This is a genomic window from Sneathiella glossodoripedis JCM 23214 (assembly GCF_000616095.1).
Classification (GTDB): Bacteria; Pseudomonadota; Alphaproteobacteria; order Sneathiellales; family Sneathiellaceae; genus Sneathiella; species Sneathiella glossodoripedis.
Genome location: NZ_BAMS01000001.1, coordinates 287012 through 306119, shown reverse-complemented (window position 1 = coordinate 306119; position 19108 = coordinate 287012). Strand labels below are relative to the sequence as shown.

Genomic DNA, 19108 nt, shown 5'->3' with positions numbered 1-19108 from the left:
ATGGTAAAATATGTGGCTCAACGACTTTTAATGATGATTGTTATCCTTTGCGGTGTGCTTGTCATTACATTTGCGTTGAGTCGCATCCTTCCCGGATCACCTGTCGAGATGATGTTGGGACATCGCCCCACTCAGGAGCAAATCGATTTGGCGAAGGCGGAACTACACCTTGATAAGTCGATCCCAATCCAGTTTGCCTATTATGTCGGGGATATGGTTCAGGGTGACTTTGGAAAGAGCCTTAGAACTGGTCAGCCAGTATTGGACGATGTTGTTGAACGTATGACTGCAACGCTGGAACTCACAACGATCGCAGTCATCTTGATAATTCTGATTGGTATCCCGATTGGCGTGATATCCGCAGTAAAACAAAATTCGATTTCAGATCATGGAGCTCGAAGCTTTTCTATTGCTGGTATGGCTTTACCAGTGTTTCTGGTCGGAATGATGTTGCAGATGCTTTTCTATGGGAAGCTTGCCTGGTTTCCTTTACAAGGGCGCATGAATAGCGAAGTGCTTCTTGATTATGAGTTTGCTCGCGTAACCGGCTTCTACTTGATCGACACATTGCTGGCTGGTGAATGGGTGGCATTCAAAAGTGCCGCTGCTCATTTAGTGCTACCAGTTTTGACATTAACGCTGGCTGCTATGGCCGTGGTTACGCGTATCACACGCAATACAATGGTCGAAGCACTAGGGGAAGATTTTGTCCGTACAGCAAAGGCATACGGTCTTCCCAAAAACAAAATCTACTTTGGCTATGCCTTAAGGGCGACGCTGATCCCGATGATGACAGTGGTTGGCTTGACCTATGGATTTATGCTCGGGAATTCGGTGATTGTCGAGTATGTATTCGACTGGCCCGGGTTAGGCGGATATGTGGTTGGAGCAATAGTGAAGAACGATTTTCCCGCTGTAATGGGAGTGACACTTTTCCTGTCTACGGCATATCTGCTCATCAATTTCATAATTGATCTCTTATATTATGTGGCAGACCCACGCTTGAGGGCAGTATGAGTAATCTTTTTAAGATACAGGCCGCCCAAATCAAGCCAAGCATTACAGCAAAAATCAGCGCATTTATGTCGGCTAACACATTGCTGGTGGTTGGTGGTGGTATTTTTCTAGCGATCGTTCTGGTGGCTGTGTTAGCGCCCTGGATAGTACCGTTTGAACCAAACAAAATGAACTTCAGCGACAAGTTGGAAGCGCCAAGCCTTGAGCATCTTATGGGTACCGATGCCTTAGGCAGAGATATATTTTCCCGTGTCGTTTATGGTGCTCAAACGTCGCTCGTTATTGGCTTTACCGTTCTTGCGATCGCGATGGCGATTGGGGTGCCGATCGGACTTGCCGCAGGATATTTCGGTGGTCGTATCGACATGTTTTTGATGCGGATATCAGATGTTTTTCTGGCCTTCCCTCCATTGTTGCTTCCTATCACCATTACAGCAGCGTTGGGTGCTGGTTTGTTTAATGCAATGCTGGCCCTCGCAATATCCTGGTTCCCTTGGTATGCGCGAATTGTACGAGGGTCCGTTATGGCAATTCGCGAAGAGCTTTATATTGATGCTGCCCGTGCCATGGGTGTGGGATCCATTCGCATTATGTTTAGGCATGCTTTGCCAAATAGCTGGACGCCAGCCATTGTCCAGGCGTCTATGGATTTTGGTTATACGATCCTGGCTGCAGCTTCTCTGAGCTTTATTGGTATAGGGGCAAAGCCACCAACTATCGAATGGGGTCTAATGGTAGCTTTATCCCGCTCAAAATTTCTGGACTTCTGGTGGACAGCGGCATTTCCGGGCCTTGCAATCTTCCTTACGGTTCTTGCTGTGAACCTGTTGGGTGATGGCATTCGGGATATTCTAGACCCAAAACACAGGAGTGATCGATGACCGAGAATGTTCTTTCGATCACAAATTTGAATATTGCCTTCCCGTCGCTGGACAAAGTTGTGCATGCGATCCGAGGGTGCAGCTTCAATATTAGGCAGGGAGAAATTTTAGGACTGGTTGGTGAATCAGGGAGCGGGAAATCGGTCACGAGTATGGCTGCACTTGGCTTACTTGAAAAGAGTACCCTCATTAGCGGAAGTATTCTCTTAAGTGGTCGCGAAGTGGTCGGGCGCACCGATGCGGAGTTGGAAGGTATTAGGGGATCAAGCGCCGCCATGATTTTTCAAAACCCGCTTACAGCCCTTAACCCTTTCCTGAAAGTTGGCCGGCAGTTAACTGATGCCATTGTGATTAATCAGCACTGCTGCAAGCGAGAAGCGAAAATAATCGCCCTTAAATCATTTGAAGACGTAAGATTGCCTGATCCTGAAATTGCGTTTGAAAAATATCCGCATCAGATGTCTGGAGGGCAGCTCCAAAGAGTGATGATCGCCATGGCGCTTTCCTGTGGCCCCGATCTTCTTATCGCAGATGAACCGACGACTGCACTTGATGTCACGGTTCAGGCACAGATCATACTTCTGTTGAGAGAGCTCGCGGTGAAGAAGAAGCTCAGCATCCTTTTCATCACTCATGATTTGGGAGTAATTGCATCTCTTTGCGATCGCGTAGCAGTCATGTATGCCGGGCAGATTATTGAAACTGGAGATGTGCGGCAAGTTTTGAAACAACCTATGCATCCTTACACACGTAACTTGATGCAAACTGTACCAGAGGTCGGAAGAACTGATGTTCACCTAAATTACATTCCAGGTCAGGTGCCGGATATGTCGGTTTCGATCAAGGGATGCGCATTTGCTTCAAGATGTGACAATGCCACAGATATATGCCGGGATCAGATGCCTGCGATGAGACGCTCGACCGATACACATTTTGCGATATGTCATCATGTTGAAGGGGATTTGGCGCTAGTTGAAGCAAACAGTGAGGGGGCGGCATGATGGCGTTGCTTTCAGTCCAAAAACTCACCAAAACTTTCTCAACCAAGGCAGGGCTAGTTCAGGCTGTTGATGACGTTTCCTTTGACATTTTGCCAGGCGAGACGGTGGCGCTGGTTGGCGAAAGCGGCTGCGGGAAAAGCACTATAGCTCTATCACTACTGCAGTTGATCGAAACGAATGGCGGTAAAGTCATTTTCGATGGGCATGACTTTACTGATATGTCTGATCGTGAACGCAAGGCGATCCGCAGAAACCTGAGCATTGTATTCCAAAACCCCTATTCGTCACTCAACCCCAAAATGCAAGTTCGTGACATTGTGGGGGAGCCCTTAAAAACTATCGCAGGGCTTAAAGGAAGAGAACTGAATGAGCGTGTAGAACAGCATTTAAAGGATGTTGGGTTGGGGCCTGAGCATCTGCGCCGTTATCCTCATGAATTTTCAGGTGGACAGCGACAGAGAATTGCTATCGCGAGGGCCTTGGCGCTAGAGCCGAAGATGCTGATATTGGACGAACCGACTGCTGCGTTGGATGTCTCCGTTCAGGCACAGGTGTTAAATCTGCTTAAGAAGTTACAGGCCAAACACAAGTTAAGTTTCCTGTTTATTTCTCATGACCTTGCAACGGTGGAATATATCGCGGATCGCGTGATGGTAATGTATTTGGGTAGAATAGTTGAAGCAGGTCAGGTTTCAGCAGTTTTCAGGGCACCGAGGCATCCTTACACGATGACCTTGCTAGATGCGATCCCCTCTCTTGATCCAGATGATAGGGATAGACTGACCGCTCCTGTCGGAGAAGTTCCCAGCCCCATCAATCTGCCAGTGGGATGCGCTTTTGCAGGCCGCTGTGATAAGAAATCCCAAACCTGCCTGACAACAAAACCAAAACTAACAGACTTTGACAGCTCGAGAAAAGTATCCTGTCATCATCCGAATTCTGGGGAGATAACACAATGACAACATTCGCCGTCGCCGGCATTCAGATGGAAGCTCCTTTTGGGGATAATCTCGATGCAATGAGCCGCGAAATCGACATTGTCATGGCTCGCTTTCCTTGGGTTGAAATGATTATGTTTGGTGAGCTTTGTGCATTTGGTCCGAGCCTTCAGGCCGCTCAGTCGATGCCAGGGCCAGCAGAAGAGCATTTTTGCTCTTTGGCGCGAAAACATGGAATCTGGTTGATCCCCGGCTCCATGTATGAGCTTTTAGATGATAAGATTTATAATACGTCACCTGTTATTGATCCGAGTGGGAACGTAGTCACCAGACATAGAAAGATATATCCGTTTCAACCTTATGAAGAGGGGGTTGAAGGAGGCCTTGAGCATACTGTATTTGATGTGCCGAATGTCGGTCGGTTTGGCGTATCTATATGTTATGATAGCTGGTTTCCCGAAACGTCGAGAGCTCTCGTAAGCCTTGGTGCTGAAGTGATCCTGCATCCAACCTTACAAATACCATTGATCGGGAATTTGAAATGTCGATAGGACGGGCAACAGCCGGAATCAACCAGTCATATTTTGTCGATATTAACAATACGGGGAAATTAGGATATGGCCAGTCCGCCGTTTTTGGCCCCGAAGGGAATGTAATCTATCAAGCAGGAAGGGGCGCTGAATGTATTCCCGTTGTCTTGGATCTGGGGCTTGTTAGGCGCACTCGCGAAGAAGGGCTTATGGGGTTGGGGCAGCCACTAAAAAGTTTCCGAGATTCGCGGATTGCCTATCCGCAATATGATGATCTGGGCCGCTCCAGATTTGCCTTGGATCTTGGCCCTTTGAAACACCGAAACAAAGGTCCAGTTACGGAAAACAAACTGAAGAGTGGTTGACTGAAGTTAAGGCTAAGCAATCTTGCTTGAGCTATCTGTTGGTACGTTTGAAATTTTCGTTTGGTATAGGAGCTGGCAGACAGGCAGTACTCTTCTCGCTTTTTATTCCCTCTAAAATTTGAAATTAGGTACGCGGTTTCCTGGCGAGAGAGACGGTGAAGATACCTTGATCGTCAATTTCTTGGGTTTCTTTGATAAAGCCTGCTGCTTCGACCAGTTGATCCATTTCCTGTTGAGTCCTGCGACGCATAATCCAAGCATTACCATCACGATGGCTAGTTAAGACACGCGCAATGAATTCAAGCTGTGGATGCCAAGGTTGATTTGTGTAGATCAACGAAGCGCCTGGCTCCAAGGCTTCAAAGAGCCCCTTTAAAGAGGTCAGTATCATGTCATTATCGCAAAATAGTTCATATAGCCCTGACACGATAGCGATATTTGGTGCGTTACTAATCTCTGCGAGGCTTGTGAGGTCAAAGGCGTTACCTTTTACATAAGTCACGTTTTTCAGATGTTTTTTTGCGGCGAACGCCTCGCCGGCCCGAATATTAATATCGCTGTAGTCGCGTAGAACTGCAGAAATTTTATTGTTGTCGTATCTTTGCAACGTATCCAGAACATATCGCCCATGACCCGCAGCAATATCTACTACACGTACATGTTCAGCGTTATCAAGCCTGTCTTCTATCTGTTCACTTAAAAGTTTTTGCAGATTGGCCTTACGTTTGCGAATGCCTCTCCAGCCTGGACTGTTTAAGAACTGCCTGTCGATGAACTTGCCAATGGGTGAAAAGCCCTTAGCTTCATTTTCGTAGACATAATCCAGCATAGACCCAGAATCAAAACCTTCCTTCCAACCAACGCGGATACCTTTGCTCAACCTGCCAAATGTAGATAACCCAAAACGGGCGATGGCAAACTGCCATTTTTTCGGCGACCACCAGGGTAAAGTCTTGGAAAGCTCTTCATGTTCTTTCTTAGTAAAGCCCTTCTTATCAGCATTTATCAGTTTGGCGGATTGGAACTCTCTTTCAAATAGATCAGTAATGAACATTCGCGCTTTGGCAATTGGAAGATGGTTTTCGGCTTCATTAAAGGTGTCGTGTAGGAAGCTTCATAAGTCTGCATTTCTTTTCTTGGGTTTGAGAGGCGATCATAGAATTTTTTTTGTGCAGACTGCTTAACAACAAAGTCGTTGCCTGATGTCAGAATTAAGGTGGGAGTTGTTATCGCGGCGGCATCCTTTATCAAACGAGTCCCCGCATCATATAGACCTAGCAATATGTTGACTGCAATTTGCGGTGTAATGAGCGGGTCATTATTGTAATCATCAATTTTAGCAGGGTCACGAGTGAGAAGCCGTCCTTTTACATAGCTAGAGATGAACGATTTTTTGCGGATTTTGTTCAGCAGCCTGAGCGCCGGTATCGCGAATGGGGCATATAGGCGCACTCGAAGCGCAGGGCTTCCTAATACAAGTCCGCGGATCTTAGGGGCATAATCATGCACCCAAGTGCTGGTCAGAACACTGCCAACGCTATGTGCTAGGATAACGATATTTTGCGGGTCAATTTCGTATGTTTCACTAATATGGCGAACGAAACAATCAACATCCTGAACCAGCACATCAAATGATTCAGCGTAACCTCGTTCTCCCGGTGAGTGACCATGTCCTCTTGCATCCCAAGCGAAGAAGTTAAAGCCCTTCAGGTTGAGTTTTTCTATTAGGTCTTGCCATCTGGCTGAATGTTCATGTCCGCGATGAAACAGGATTACAGCTTTTTCTGATTTATAATCAGGCTGCCAATGGCGATAGAATAATTCTGCGCCGTCATGGCTTGTGAAGTGCTGTTCCAGAATTTCCATTTTCCAGTCCCCCATTAATATAAGCTAGAATGAAGCCCGCAAGATACTACGGCCATCGTAGAGGTAGCCAAGTATTGCTTCCTCGAAATTGTTCGCTATTGAATTGTATGTAGTTTGAGCGATGTGAATGACTTGTTGAACAAGTTGCATAGAGCCAAGAGCATGTGCTGCAATCAGCCCTAAAATTGTCAGTGCGACCAATAGATGTTTCTTCGCAATCATTTTTCTCTCCCATGTATTAAATGAACAATGTTCATTAAGTTGTTCAAAAAAATCCTGTACCTTATCGGGGTATGCAAATTTTTTTATTGAGCGATGTTCAATTGTAATATAGGGTGAAAATTCAGTTGTCAATAATTAATTGATCAGTGTTTAAATAAATTTCCAGGTGTAGTATGGCGAGACGATATGATCATAGTAGGGAAGAGCTTCACAAGATGATTCTTCAGGAGGCGAGAAAACAAGTTATTGAGGTGGGTATCAGATCCGTTTCTGCCCGTAAAATTGCTCGGGAGATAGGTTACTCCGTGGGTACATTGTACAATTTCTTCAAGGATTTTGATGATTTGATTATGCATCTAAATGCCCAAACAATGAATGCGTTGCTGGAGAATTTGCAAAGAGTCGACCTAGCGAACATTGAAACACCTGAGCAGAGGCTTGAAATGTTAGCTCATGCTTATATTCTCTATACCAGAAAAAATCAGAATCTTTGGAACTGTGTGTTTGAGTTTAGGCTTCCAGATGAAAATAAACGACCGGATTGGTATCGGGAAAAGATAGCACTTTTATTGTCACTTATCGCTAATATTATTGAGCCATTGTTTGGTGATCATGGAGACAAGGCCAAAATGGCTTCAGCGTGGGTTTTATGGTCATCTTTTCACGGGATCTGTTCGATTGCCTATGTTGAGCGGAATGACAAGATCGCTATCGAGACAGCCGAGGAATTCACAAACAATCTTATTTTAAACTATTTTCAGGGAATTCGAAGTAGAGCGCAAAAATAGATTTTAGAGTTTTCGTTTATCTTAGGTGGTGACGAAAAATTTATGGTGTGAATTCTAGCATTAGATGTATGTGAGAAATAACATCGTGAAAGTTTTCTCCAAGATTGGCTGAGGGTTGTATAGTGAGCCTTTCCAAAATTAGACGATTACTGCATGTGGCCCGAAAAAGCACTTTTTATAGTAAAAGTTTACGCGGGCGTTCCAAAATTTCTAGAGGCAATCACAATCTGTACATAGGGCATCCTCACAATCTGTCTTCGCAAGGTAAATCTTGGAACCGATGAGCCAGTCTATCTTAAGGCTAATGGTGTTCTTCGGGAAGAAGAGTTGCTTCTGCCATTTTTCTATAGGTAATCACGTTAAAATGGTGAAATGTCTGTCTTTAAAAAAGGTGCTGAGAAAGTGAATGAGTAAAACTTTGTCGAAGTTATTCTCTTGGTGAAGTCAAGTTTGCGAGGTATTTATACAGTTAGCTTGAAAATAGAAAAATAAGGGCACTATCCACGATCAATTAAAAGAAAAGCTAACTAAGGGTTATTTGGCGGCTGACCAAATTAGGGGTCTGAATTTCATGAAGAATTAGATTAGGGTGTGCGGGGCGAAATCAGGTAGGGGGAGAATTTGCCAAGCGTTTATGAGTTAAAGACGAAATTTCAAAATTTACTGCGTCCAGTTGTCGATAGACTTGCTAAAATAGGCGTCACGGCTAATCAAGTGACGATATTTGCCATAGTTATATCTTTGCTTGGTGGCACATTTATTGCCTTATTTCCGACAAAGTTGTGGCCTTTGTTGCTTGTTCCTTTGATCTTATTTGTTCGAATGGCTTTGAATGCTATCGATGGGATGTTGGCGCGCGAGTACAGTATGGAGAGTGATCTTGGCGCGGTGTTGAACGAACTTGGGGATGTGATCTCTGATATAGCGTTATATGCGCCATTTTATTTGCTGCCGGGTGTGCCTGTGTGGGGCGTCATGAGTGTTGTAATGCTGGCTATAATGATTGAAATGATAGGAGTCGTTGCCGTTCAAATAGGGGCATCACGTCGGTATGATGGTCCTTTCGGTAAGAGTGATAGAGCGTTTGTCTTTGGTTTGCTAGCGATGTTTTTGGGGTTTGAGATACCTATTCAGAATTTTTTACCCTGGATTTTTGGGCTTCTGATTTTGCTCTCTTTAGTAACGATCTTCAATCGCGCAAAGAGCGCTTTGGCCGAGAAGAATGATGTGGTTTGAAAACATTCCGTCAAACGTCTTCACGACCGTTATAGCAATTTATGCTGTTCTTTTTGCCGCAACGATCTCAGTAATCTTAAAAGGTGTATTTTTTAAAGCGGATGACCATGAAGAACTGGTACGGCGGGTCAAGTCATGGTGGTTGATCATTACGTTATTCTCTTTCGCGGTTTTTCTCGACCGACCTGCCGCAATCATTTTTTTAGGTTTTGTCAGCTTTCTCGCCTTTAAAGAGTTTATTTCTCTCGTTCCAACCCGCCGTATTGATCGGCCAGTTCTATTTTATGCCTATCTTACAATTCCGCTCCAATTTTTCTGGGTTTATGAATATTGGTATGGGGTGTTCATTGTCTTTATTCCCGTATGGAGCTTTTTGATATTGCCTGTGCGCACGCTTTTTGCGGGGAGTACGGATGGTTTTTTGAGAGCAACGGGTACACTACACTGGGGATTAATGCTAACCGTCTTTAGTCTCAGCCATGCGGCTTATATGTTGTCCTTGCCGAAATTTAATAACCCGGCAGCCGGCAGCGTGGGTTTGTTAATGTTTCTCGTCATACTTACGCAGGTAAATGATGTTGCCCAGTATATTTGGGGGCGCAGTCTAGGTGGTCCGAAGATTGTCCCTAAAGTAAGTCCTGGTAAGACCTGGGCAGGATTCCTTGGTGGGGTGGCAACGACCGCTGTCGCAGGGTATTTCATCGCGCCATATCTGACACCATTTGAAGGAATTCATGTATATGTGGTTGGAGTTGTCATCGCGATATCCGGGTTTTTGGGTGATATCACAGTATCCGCATTCAAAAGAGATATGGGGGTCAAAAATAGCAGTAATTTAATACCGGGTCATGGAGGTATCTTGGATCGTGTGGATAGTATGACCTACAGCGCACCTGTCTTTTTTCACTATGTTTTCTATTTCTGTTATGGTGGCCATATTCTGTCATGACCGACACCTTTCCCAATAGGCAGTTTAATGCAGCTCCTGAAGCAAAACCATTGTTTAAAGAGCGTGTGCTATGGACGACCCTGATCGGAGGTTTTTTCTTTCTGGTCTACGGAAGTACAAACCACATCAGTTTTTTAACAGGACCACATCCAAGTCTTTATTTGGATTGGGAAAAGCATATTCCTTTTGTGCCAGAACTTATTGTTCCTTATATGTCCTCTGATATTATTTTTGTCGTAGCCTTTTTGATGGCGCCGACCAGGATTTCTATACAGAAACTTGGGGTCAGATGCGCATTGGCCATCGTGATTTCTTCTATTGTTTTCTTAATTTTCCCTCTACAGTTTGACTTTGAGCGACCGATAGTTTCAGGTTGGACGGCGATGTGGTTTGATGTGTTAAGTCTAGACCAGCCTTACAACCAACTACCCTCATTGCACATCAGTTTGGGATATATTTGTTGGCGGGTCATACACTCTCAAGTGGGGCAATTCTGGCAGTTTCTCGTTACCATCTGGTTCCTACTAATTGCAGCTTCGACTGTTTTGGTTTTTCAACATCATTCAATAGACATCGTTGGTGGTATATTGGTTGTATATATTGTTCATAAACTCGTGCCAAGTCATGGTTCAGGTTTGCTTAAGCTGAATTTTGTTACACCAAGGCACCTACATTTAGCTTTACGCTACATGATTTTGGCTGTCATCTTTACTGTGGCTGCATTTAATATACCGGAAGCATCAGTTTTGACAGCCTGGATAGCTGTTAGCCTTCTTTTTGTCGCTGCAAGCTATTGCTTGGGCTTGAGTGATTTCTTAAAAAAAACAGATGGAAAACACGGATTGCTAACATGGGCACTCTTTTGGCCATATTTAATAGGTAGCTGGCTCAATTGGCTTTATTGGCGAAAAAAATTGAACCTTATGGATGAAATTGTTCCTGGTGTCTGGTTAGGGCTGAAACCTGGCGCTGCTGACTGGCAAATACTAAGAAACAACGAAATTGCTGTCGTTCTCGATTTGGCTCCTGAGCTGTCAACTGATTGTCCGGAAGGTATTCTATACTCGCACATTCCGTTGCTTGATATGACGATTCCAGAACCATCAAAATTACATGAGATTGCGATGCATATAGAAACGCTTCGCCAGCACGGGAACGTATATGTTCACTGTGCTCTTGGTATGTCTCGAAGCGTATTGGCTGTAAGTGCATGGCTCATGGCAAACAATTACACTAAGGATCAGGCCTTAGAAACAATAGATGCAGTCAGGAGTCACAGGGTAAAGCGCCCCTATATGACTATTGCACTTGATTTGCTAAATCAATTTCGGTTGTGTGAGGCGTTTGCGGCGCAGAAGATGAGGACCGTCAAGTGATGAATAGAATCCTTCAAAGGCTCTTTTTTGCCATTATCGTAAGGCCGGTCGTATACGTACTACTAGGTCTAAATGTTAGGGATTGGCAAAAATTGCCTCGCAATGGCCCTGCTATTCTTGTTGCAAATCACAATTCACATTTAGATACATTGGTACTGATGTCATTGTTCCCGCTTTCGTCTCTACCTAGATTGCGGCCTGTTGCTGCTGCAGATTATTTCTTTGCAAACTTTTTCACAAAATGGTTTGCGACCAACATCATTGGTATTATTCCAATTCATCGTAACGGGGAATCAGGTAGTCCTTTGGAGGGGTGTTTTGAAGCAATTGATAGTGGTGATATTTTGATTTTATTTCCTGAAGGTAGTCGTGGAGAACCTGAAAAAGGGTTGGGCGAATTCAAGCGTGGAGTCCAAATTTTAGCCGAGAAACGGCAAAATTTGCGTGTTTACCCGGTGTTGCTACACGGATTGGGAAAATTTTCCTAAGGGAGCGCGGATACCGCTGCCATTTTGTTGTGATGTTGTTGTCGGTGATTATCTGAGTTACTACAAGTCCGAGAAGACTTTTATGACCGACTTGATCGCATATTTCCAAAAAATCATGAAAGAAGAAAATTTCCCGGAATGGAGTTAACTTGACAAACATTAGCTGAGTTCTTTGATTTTATCGCGTTTGAGTTGTGACGCCCTCTTCCTTTGAAATATGAACCAGAACGTAAATACTGCATTTTATGACATTGTTGAAAACATTATACATAAGGTGTTTGTGGTGATTGTTTTATAAATATAAAAGCTGGTACCTTTTATTTGATTGAAGGCTGTTTTCTAATTATTGCGGTCAAATGTTTACTTGCAATTTGGTCTATAGGTGAGTCCAGTTTTGGGTAATTTGCCTTTCATAAAGAGACTGTTTGGACACATTCTTTGTATCTATCTGTGAAGTGTGTCTGGCTAATTGTTAAGCTATTTTTTGATAAAGCTATGAAGCGCATCCCTAAACTCATTGCGGAGTTCAACAAATGGAAAGATTTCCAATGAGAAATTCATCAGCAGGCTTTCTAGCTCTCAATGTACCTAATTTTGAGCCCTTCTAAACCTTCTATATATTCCTGGAGTGTAAGTAGGCCTGCGCTTGAGAAAGCTCCAGTTGGTATGTTTTTTTCGGTTGCCAGTTTCTTAGTTAGAAGAATTGCCGGGATACAAGGGATTAAGGGACCATCTCCATCAAAAGCCAAGATATAGAATGACTTTTTCAAGGGTTTTCCCTCGCTGCTTTTTCCATTCATATGCATGTGAAAAGCACTGTTACCGGTTCCCAGGATGTCCAGCTTTTTTGCCAAGAATAATAAAAAGCGGTCGAATGAAGACAGCGTCTTGATTATTTTTAATCTTGGTAGCCAGGATAGGACCCATAACCCAATATGAGCTAGTGGTATTTCTGCGCCGGCAAAAAAACGGATTGTTTTGATTTCGGGATAGATTTCCGGGAATATGGATAAGTCGGGGACGTCACAGTTGCTGAGCCATCTTTTCCCTAAGCTTGGGTATTTTTCCAAATGTAGATCCTGCCAACCATATATTGTTTTCGAGGTGCCATTCTGGAGTGTCTGAAAAGGTTTGCCAGTATATGTTAGTATTGAGCTTGTTGTTGCGAGACCCTGATTAGTTTGCTGCGCGGTAGCGATGCCATAGTCGATGGCATTCAGGCTTTTGAATAGTGGTTTGAACTTGTTAATTACTGCCGAAGATAAACACGGTACCGAACTGGCTCCCGAAATAATTGAAATGTTTGCAGCTTTAGCCTTCGCATCAAGTTGGGTGATCTGGGATACAAAGCCTCTGGCGTCAGCGAGGTCAAGGTAATGGCAGCCATGCTTAATACAGGCTTCTGCAACATGATAACTCTGACCCTGATAGGGGCCTGAGGTGTGAATAACAATATTTGGAGCGAAATGTATAAGGATTTCATCCAAATTCTTAGTGATGTCCAGCACCGCCCATTCGGCGTTAATTTGGGTGGCTAATTCTTTGGCTTTTGTCTCATTTCTGCCGGCAACAATTACTTGAAAATTTACTTGAGTAGCCAGCTTCTTGGATATGTAAGTTCCGAAATTTCCATATCCACCGATGATGAGGATGCGCGTCATTTGGCTGCCACCCTAAAGCGACCATCATACCCGTAGATTTTACCAAAAAGAAAATGCCTGATTTCCATATACATTTTGAATTCGGTGTCGGATATCGGTTTCTCGTAGGCATAGCCTTTTCCTATGACCCAAGACACAGGAAGCGGTATGTTTAGTCGGAAGAGGCGCAAAACATAGCCAAGATGTAACAATCGAATATGCTCGCCATCCCAAGAAAACGAAGATCGCCAGCCGATACCAAAACGCATAAATTCGGTGAGCTGATTGTGTCCACTTGCTTCTAATGAGGATCGAAAACGAAGTTTTGTTCCATCTAAATAATTAAATTCGCGATCTAAAATGTAATTGGCGTTATGTGGGTTACTCCTAGCGTAAACCGTAACCGGTATTTTAGTACCACTTTTCGGAACTAATGCGCCTACAATGCGGAATGCCGGTGAAAGAAATTTTGAGTATAAAGAGGTGTGAACAGTTAGGTGTCCCTGCATCTTGGTGACTTCAGAACTGAAGGCTTTGTTTTTATAATGTAGTTTTAAAGCTGGTGGTAGTTGCTCCCAATCCGCTCCAAGAATGCTTCTAAAAATAATTCCATCCGTTTGAGCATGTTTCAGGTTTTGAATTTTGTTTTGATTTTTCAATCGAATGAGAAGGTTTCGGACATTCCTTAAAAGGGGGTAGCCAATTTGGGAAAGAGAGGGGCTTCTGAAAAGGATATAAATTAGTTGATTAAACCATCCTTTGTTTGTACCCAACAATGCCATTAATTGGAGAGCGTCGGGACCTTGATAAAACTGTTTGCCCATCTTGATCACCATACTTTCATCCAAGTCTAGATTGCGATCGCTGATTTCTTGGATTAATGGGTGATCCATGTTCTCTCTCGCATTTAAGAGTTTCAGGTTCCCAACTGCTTTCTTTATCGCAAATCCATTCGCAGCAATATTGCAAATAGGACATTCGCCATCGTAGATAAACCAGACTGCTTGTTCTGATTCTTTGAACTTTTTATCGCTCATACCGGTCTAGCTATCATCAAATAGAATATTACAAAAATGGAAACGAATGCTGGCCACCCAAGAAAAAACCATATTTTTATAAGTCGGTCATAAGAGGGGTGCGGTGTTGAGTTATTAGCCTGCGCTTCTTGTAGAATGTTCTTGAGTTTAATCTGAATGAACACGACAGGTATCCAGCTTATGACCATTAGAAAATAGAGGCCATATGTTATTAGCAGCCATAATTCCGTGTAATTGTAACCTCCTTCATAAATAAGCCATAACCCGGTTAAGGGTTGGAGTAATACTGCAGGTAGCGTGAAGACAAAATCTGCGAGCACTGTAATCTTTGCATTGAAAAATTTTTCCTGGCTAGCCCCTTTTACGTGTGATGCAAAGAGGAAAAAGGCAATTCCTATCCCTGTTCCAAAGAGAATTGAAGCGCTCAGGATATGGAGGGTTTTTACGATAAAAAATAACTCTATCAATGTAATCCAACTTTGAACGGTATCGCTTAGTATCTAACAATAGTATTTTTTGATAGTAGGGTGAATTTATTTTAGCAAAAAACGCTAAATCAGTGTGGTTCACTGTCTGCCTCACCTATCCTTGGCTTTAAGCCACTTAAATAGTTTTCAATCAACATACGGCTCAGGGTTCGCGCTTGCTCCATTGCAATTTCGTTATTTTTTTCTGCGTTCGATAATGTGCAAATTCCGTGAAATGAGCACCATAATACCCACGCAGATTGATGACATTCTTTGGGGTCTAAATGTGTGAAAAGGGGTGAAATGACTTGTTCGATCAAGCGGAGTAGGAGTTCGATTTTCTCTTGGTACCAGTCAGGCTGCTCTTTCCCTGGGACCAAGCGGTATTCAAAAACGCTGTTCCAAAGGTTCAAGTTGTTACGAGTGAAGGCAATATAGGCATCAGCAAGTTCTGTCAGCTGTTCTTCGACTGTGCCGTTGAGTTCAACGTTATTAAGATGTGTGTGCAACCGGTCTAACGTGATGCCGTTCAGCTGCATGATCAAGTCATCAAGATCCCTAAAAAAATTATACAGTGTCCCAATCGTATAACCGATTTCTTTAGCGATTTTCCGTGCTGAGATTTTTTGAACACCGACCAATTTAATCTGGTTGGCGGTTTCATCCAAAATCATTTGGCGCAGTTCGTCTCGGCTGTGGTCGTATCTTCTTGCCATGAGAAAACCTCTGTTGGGGGATTTGTAAATGTTTGTACATCAATTGATCGATGTTCACTAGGGGGTTCTACATACAGTTTTGAATTTGGAATTGTAAAATCTGGGTAGATTAGATCATGCAATAATACTTTATAATTTTAATTTCAAAGAGCTTGTTTTTGCCAATTTTGAAATTTGTACCTCTGGTAATTAAAAAATACAGCGTAAATAGTTTAGATAATTCAATCGCATATCGGGAAATTTTAATTTTGAGTTTGTTGGAAATTAGCCGTTTACGCATTCAAATAATCAATGATCAATTAATTTGTTGACAAATATGGAGCTTGTCCATACTTTAATTAATCAATGATCATTTGTTGGTAAAGTTCAAATCTTGAAAAAAGGTGACCCAGATGTTTACCAGTGAAAAAATTAAAACGGCAACAATTACAGCGGTGATAGGTTTAGGTGGCATTGCACTCGCCCATACGATCGGCGTGCAGGGGTTTTTGTCACATATGAATCAGATGTTTCAGGAAGGCATTTACATGCTGACTTCTGCATTTGAGGACGCGGTTATCGGATACATGTTCGAAGGTCGCGGCATTGAGACGGCATCATTCGAATAATTGGAATGCACAATGCAGAGTGTCAGCGAGAAAATCCCGAAGATTTCTGTAATTGCGTTGGTGATTTCGGTTTTGTCGAACTTTGCTTTGGCTGAGCCCAAGCAGATAACGGTCACGGGTGACAAGGCAGGTGCACTGAACTGTTTGGAAGTTACCATTTATCTAATGGCAGAATCTACGAATGTTCAGGATTTCATGGCGCGCAAAGCCAATAGTAGTGCCATTGCATATTATCTGGAAATCGAATTGGATGTTGCCAGTGAAGATCTTGTTGATTTGGCAGAAAATATTATGCGGAAACAACAAAAGAATAAGAAGGTCGGGGTGACTTTTGATGCGGCTTACAACGTCGAGAAACCAGAATTGTGCTTAGGTTTTATCAAACGTGGCCAGAGGGCTTTCGAAAACTTCAAGGAGAAAAGAGATGAGAAATAAAATTGCAAACGGTTTGATGGGTGTGTTGGTGACAAGCGGATTGTTAATGTCTTGTTTATCAATCAGTAATGCGGATCAAAGAAATTCATCTGAAATGTCTATCTTATCTCTGGCGGTGGTATCAGCGCCTGTTGGGGCGGCATTGTTTATGTCAACCGGAACTGCTGAACTTATTGTTGCCAGTGTGGAAGCCTCAGGTGAAGTGAGTGAATTAATGATTGAAGATTTAGACAAGTCTTTGAAGTGGGGCGTCGCCGTTCCAAAAAAGCTCGCGGAAAAACTAAACTTGCAGCCTGGTGATAGAATTCTGGCAAAGGCGACCGAGTTTGGGCATGTGCTCGAAAAAGACGAAATTGCAATTGCCATTGCACCAAATTCGCTTGGTAAACAACTTATTCTGGATGCGGAAAGTTAGGAGGGTATGATGTTTAGAACCCTCATCACAGTCGCAATGGCTGGGCTAATGTATATCGCACCTGTGCAAGCTGATGGCAGCGGGCGGTGTGAGAAGAAAATCTTATCTTCAGCTCAACTCACAAACGGAGGAAAGCAGGCTGCGCGTTTGCTCCAAGAACTGGAAACCAAGCAGATTAAACTTGCGGTGGTTGGTCGGGTTGGTAGTGACATAAGTGGAAAAGGGCTCAAATACACTCACGCTGGTATAGTCTGGAAGAATACCAAGACTGATAAATGGCAATTCACCCATATGCTGAATCATTGTGGTAAAGACACCGCGGCCGTTTATGATGAGGGCTTGTTGAAGTTCTTTCTGGATGATCCGTTTAGTTATGATACCAGCATTTTGACTTTTCATGCGGCCTATGAAGACGCGTTTAGGCAGCAAATGGTGAATAAGGCGTATCTAGCCTTTGCTGACAAGAATTACAGCATGATCGCTTATCCATTTTCCACCCGATTCATTAACTCCAACCAGTTCATTTTGGAGGTTATGGCGAGCGCGGAGGCAAAGCTAAGAGGTCTTCAGATCAGTTCACGAGCCGACGCGCAAGTCTTTTTGAAGGAAAATGGTTTCAAGGGAACAAAAATCAGGATCTATTTCCTGGAATCCCTTTTTGGTGCCCTATTCAAGGAAAATGTATCCTTTAGCGATCATCCGAAAGAGGAAAAGGAAGTAGGCGAATATAGCTTTGTGAGTGTGCGCTCTCTCGGTCAATATGCTCGCGACCGCGGTATCGCGCGTGAGTTATACGAAATACCGGGTATTGTAAGAATGTCGCCGCAATAATATATAAAGGAGAATTATTGACGCGAGGAGGGGTCGATGGAGCATATTTCTGAAGGCTTAATGCGAATTTTTGGGGAGATGGTCCTGAACTATTTCCCTGGCTTCTTCCTCGGGGCTGTGATTGGAGGACTGCAATGCGGCCTGTTTTTTGTTCTGAACCTGCCGGAAAACCCCATTGTTATCGGAGTAATGTTCTTTACGTCAGTAATCGTGTCAGGATTACTTTGTGAGTTTAGCCGTCGGTACATGGGGACGGACTAGGTGCCCCTCGAGCCTTTGAATAGAATTATCAGTTTGACTATTAAGAAGCGTTTGATAATTTTTTTCGGTGAGTCAGACAAAGGAAAAGATCTCTGGTTCAATATCGATATTTTTAATGCTCCGTAATCGAATATGTAGACCCCTATCGCAATTTCAGCTGATATCTATGTTTGGGCTGTATGTTTCCCATTCAAATAGGGTGGGCCGTATGACAATTTTTGGAAACGGTTCTGATGCGGAATTGATTTCAGGGCTTTCTTTAGGAATTTCTTCCTAACCATAATCCACCTCTGCCATTGAGTGTCCTCAATCAGTGAAAGTTTATTCAAAATATACTTCCTGCTTTTCTTAGGAGAAGCGTGTTGAGGTTGTATGCGATACAAACCAGCAATTAGTGGTTAAAGTCTAAGCCCCTGACACTCTATAAGTGTGCTCTCTAAAGCAATCCTTTTTAAGTTTTTTCAAATTTTCCCTTGCATCAGATAAATACGCACTATATAAAAGTGAGTAATCACTCACTATAAGACAGGAGAGGAAAATGAAAGCAAATTTGGAGCGTATCAGGGTTTTGATGAAAGAGATCCAGAACCGTGTTGCCCAGATTGAGGCTTCTTTTGGTAGGGGTGAGATCAGTGAGAGTTTGAAAGCCCATGATGAAGCGTTGAAGTTGAAACACATATTTGCAGTGGAGAGGGCGTCATTCGGTCTGGCCCAGCACGAAAAAGTAAAGGGTGAACTCGGTTCTGAGTTTGAAACGTTGATTAATAAGGTGAACGGGTCTTTGAATGCACTTCGCAAATTTACCCGTGAATTTGCCAGCCGCGGCATTTTGGGAGTGTCCAATGCATAACTGTTTTACTGAAGAATCTCTTCTGAACTTAACGGGACCCGGCAAACAGGTAGCGATCAGATATGTTCGTTGGAAGTTGGAACGCGAAATACGCGCATTTCAGTTGAAAACGGCGGAGATGATTGAAAAGATCGAGGAAAGCCTTTTTTTGTATGAACAGGCAATGATCGCTCAAGAATAGGATAACAATA

23 protein-coding genes and 1 pseudogene are annotated in these 19108 nt (G+C 43.3%); 18 read left to right on the top strand and 6 right to left on the bottom strand.

The features are described from left to right. The 6 genes from JCM23214_RS01560 to JCM23214_RS25765 are packed head-to-tail and all read left to right on the top strand — an operon-like array spanning position 1 to position 4732. Positions 1–1017, top strand: coding sequence for an ABC transporter permease (locus tag JCM23214_RS01560; protein WP_025897166.1), 1017 nt, complete (start codon positions 1–3; stop codon positions 1015–1017). Next, complete coding sequence (locus JCM23214_RS01555) at positions 1014–1898, top strand: ABC transporter permease (RefSeq protein WP_025897165.1); 885 nt, start codon at positions 1014–1016, stop codon at positions 1896–1898. The genes JCM23214_RS01560 and JCM23214_RS01555 overlap by 4 nt, the downstream gene beginning before the upstream one ends. Further along, entirely contained in the window at positions 1895–2899 is a 1005-nt protein-coding gene (locus JCM23214_RS01550; RefSeq protein ID WP_025897164.1) for an ABC transporter ATP-binding protein, read from the top strand. Before JCM23214_RS01555 ends, JCM23214_RS01550 begins: the two co-directional genes overlap by 4 nt. Beyond that, a complete protein-coding gene (locus tag JCM23214_RS01545) occupies positions 2896–3858 on the top strand; it encodes an ABC transporter ATP-binding protein (protein ID WP_025897163.1) in 963 nt (320 codons plus the stop codon). The genes JCM23214_RS01550 and JCM23214_RS01545 overlap by 4 nt, the downstream gene beginning before the upstream one ends. Next, positions 3855–4388: a carbon-nitrogen hydrolase family protein gene (locus JCM23214_RS25770; protein ID WP_199899212.1), complete on the top strand. Its 534-nt coding sequence runs from the start codon at positions 3855–3857 to the stop codon at positions 4386–4388. Before JCM23214_RS01545 ends, JCM23214_RS25770 begins: the two co-directional genes overlap by 4 nt. Then, positions 4379–4732, top strand: a complete 354-nt coding sequence (locus JCM23214_RS25765; protein ID WP_199899211.1) for a nitrilase-related carbon-nitrogen hydrolase — start codon at positions 4379–4381, stop codon at positions 4730–4732. The genes JCM23214_RS25770 and JCM23214_RS25765 overlap by 10 nt, the downstream gene beginning before the upstream one ends. A 124-nt stretch (positions 4733–4856) precedes the next feature. Here the strand turns inward: JCM23214_RS25765 and JCM23214_RS26385 are convergent. Continuing rightward, positions 4857–6598: pseudogene (locus JCM23214_RS26385) on the bottom strand (bifunctional alpha/beta hydrolase/class I SAM-dependent methyltransferase). Positions 6599–6622: 24 nt separating this feature from the next. Continuing rightward, positions 6623–6820, bottom strand: a complete 198-nt coding sequence (locus JCM23214_RS23240) for a hypothetical protein (RefSeq protein WP_148301736.1) — start codon at positions 6818–6820, stop codon at positions 6623–6625. A 173-nt stretch (positions 6821–6993) separates the two neighbouring features. On the opposite strand from JCM23214_RS23240, the gene JCM23214_RS21905 reads away from it, so the two are divergent. The 5 genes from JCM23214_RS21905 to JCM23214_RS18550 all read left to right on the top strand — a co-directional run bounded on the left by JCM23214_RS21905 (position 6994) and on the right by JCM23214_RS18550 (position 11657). Next, complete coding sequence (locus JCM23214_RS21905; protein ID WP_025897161.1) at positions 6994–7608, top strand: TetR/AcrR family transcriptional regulator; 615 nt, start codon at positions 6994–6996, stop codon at positions 7606–7608. 621 nt (positions 7609–8229) lie between these two features. Further along, on the top strand, positions 8230–8844 hold the full coding sequence (locus tag JCM23214_RS01520; RefSeq protein ID WP_025897160.1) for a CDP-alcohol phosphatidyltransferase family protein: 615 nt from the start codon (positions 8230–8232) through the stop codon (positions 8842–8844). Then, the gene (locus JCM23214_RS01515) at positions 8831–9793 is read left to right on the top strand and encodes a phosphatidate cytidylyltransferase (RefSeq protein ID WP_025897159.1); all 963 of its coding nucleotides are present in this window, start codon (positions 8831–8833) and stop codon (positions 9791–9793) included. The genes JCM23214_RS01520 and JCM23214_RS01515 overlap by 14 nt, the downstream gene beginning before the upstream one ends. Then, positions 9790–11169, top strand: a complete 1380-nt coding sequence (locus JCM23214_RS01510) for a dual specificity protein phosphatase family protein (RefSeq protein WP_025897158.1) — start codon at positions 9790–9792, stop codon at positions 11167–11169. The genes JCM23214_RS01515 and JCM23214_RS01510 overlap by 4 nt, the downstream gene beginning before the upstream one ends. Continuing rightward, entirely contained in the window at positions 11169–11657 is a 489-nt protein-coding gene (locus JCM23214_RS18550; protein ID WP_199899208.1) for a lysophospholipid acyltransferase family protein, read from the top strand. Before JCM23214_RS01510 ends, JCM23214_RS18550 begins: the two co-directional genes overlap by 1 nt. 572 nt (positions 11658–12229) lie before the next feature. On the opposite strand, the gene JCM23214_RS01500 is transcribed toward JCM23214_RS18550, so the two are convergent. The 4 genes from JCM23214_RS01500 to JCM23214_RS01485 all read right to left on the bottom strand — a co-directional run bounded on the left by JCM23214_RS01500 (position 12230) and on the right by JCM23214_RS01485 (position 15475). Next, entirely contained in the window at positions 12230–13318 is a 1089-nt protein-coding gene (locus tag JCM23214_RS01500; RefSeq protein ID WP_025897156.1) for a saccharopine dehydrogenase family protein, read from the bottom strand. Beyond that, positions 13315–14334 (bottom strand): DUF4166 domain-containing protein, encoded by a 1020-nt coding sequence (locus tag JCM23214_RS21900; protein ID WP_025897155.1) that lies wholly within the window; start codon positions 14332–14334, stop codon positions 13315–13317. Before JCM23214_RS21900 ends, JCM23214_RS01500 begins: the two co-directional genes overlap by 4 nt. Further along, positions 14331–14801, bottom strand: a complete 471-nt coding sequence (locus tag JCM23214_RS26380) for a DUF2269 family protein (RefSeq protein WP_199899207.1) — start codon at positions 14799–14801, stop codon at positions 14331–14333. The genes JCM23214_RS21900 and JCM23214_RS26380 overlap by 4 nt, the downstream gene beginning before the upstream one ends. A gap of 89 nt (positions 14802–14890) precedes the next feature. Beyond that, complete coding sequence (locus tag JCM23214_RS01485) at positions 14891–15475, bottom strand: TetR/AcrR family transcriptional regulator (protein ID WP_159104277.1); 585 nt, start codon at positions 15473–15475, stop codon at positions 14891–14893. A gap of 434 nt (positions 15476–15909) precedes the next feature. Here JCM23214_RS01485 and JCM23214_RS01475 point away from each other — a divergent pair, with 434 nt between their 5' ends. The 7 genes from JCM23214_RS01475 to JCM23214_RS01435 all read left to right on the top strand — a co-directional run bounded on the left by JCM23214_RS01475 (position 15910) and on the right by JCM23214_RS01435 (position 19098). After that, complete coding sequence (locus tag JCM23214_RS01475) at positions 15910–16125, top strand: hypothetical protein (RefSeq protein WP_025897151.1); 216 nt, start codon at positions 15910–15912, stop codon at positions 16123–16125. A 12-nt stretch (positions 16126–16137) separates the two neighbouring features. Next, entirely contained in the window at positions 16138–16560 is a 423-nt protein-coding gene (locus JCM23214_RS01470) for a hypothetical protein (RefSeq protein WP_025897149.1), read from the top strand. Next, positions 16550–16975 carry an AbrB/MazE/SpoVT family DNA-binding domain-containing protein gene (locus JCM23214_RS01465; protein ID WP_025897147.1) on the top strand — a complete coding sequence of 142 codons (426 nt, stop codon included), beginning with the start codon at positions 16550–16552 and terminating at the stop codon, positions 16973–16975. Before JCM23214_RS01470 ends, JCM23214_RS01465 begins: the two co-directional genes overlap by 11 nt. A gap of 6 nt (positions 16976–16981) precedes the next feature. Further along, the gene (locus tag JCM23214_RS01460) at positions 16982–17806 is read left to right on the top strand and encodes a DUF2145 domain-containing protein (RefSeq protein WP_084264493.1); all 825 of its coding nucleotides are present in this window, start codon (positions 16982–16984) and stop codon (positions 17804–17806) included. 36 nt (positions 17807–17842) lie between these two features. Next, on the top strand, positions 17843–18067 hold the full coding sequence (locus tag JCM23214_RS01455; protein ID WP_025897145.1) for a hypothetical protein: 225 nt from the start codon (positions 17843–17845) through the stop codon (positions 18065–18067). Positions 18068–18605: 538 nt separating this feature from the next. Beyond that, entirely contained in the window at positions 18606–18917 is a 312-nt protein-coding gene (locus tag JCM23214_RS01440) for a hypothetical protein (RefSeq protein ID WP_025897141.1), read from the top strand. Further along, the gene (locus tag JCM23214_RS01435) at positions 18910–19098 is read left to right on the top strand and encodes a hypothetical protein (protein WP_025897139.1); all 189 of its coding nucleotides are present in this window, start codon (positions 18910–18912) and stop codon (positions 19096–19098) included. Before JCM23214_RS01440 ends, JCM23214_RS01435 begins: the two co-directional genes overlap by 8 nt. Positions 19099–19108: the final 10 nt, after the last annotated feature.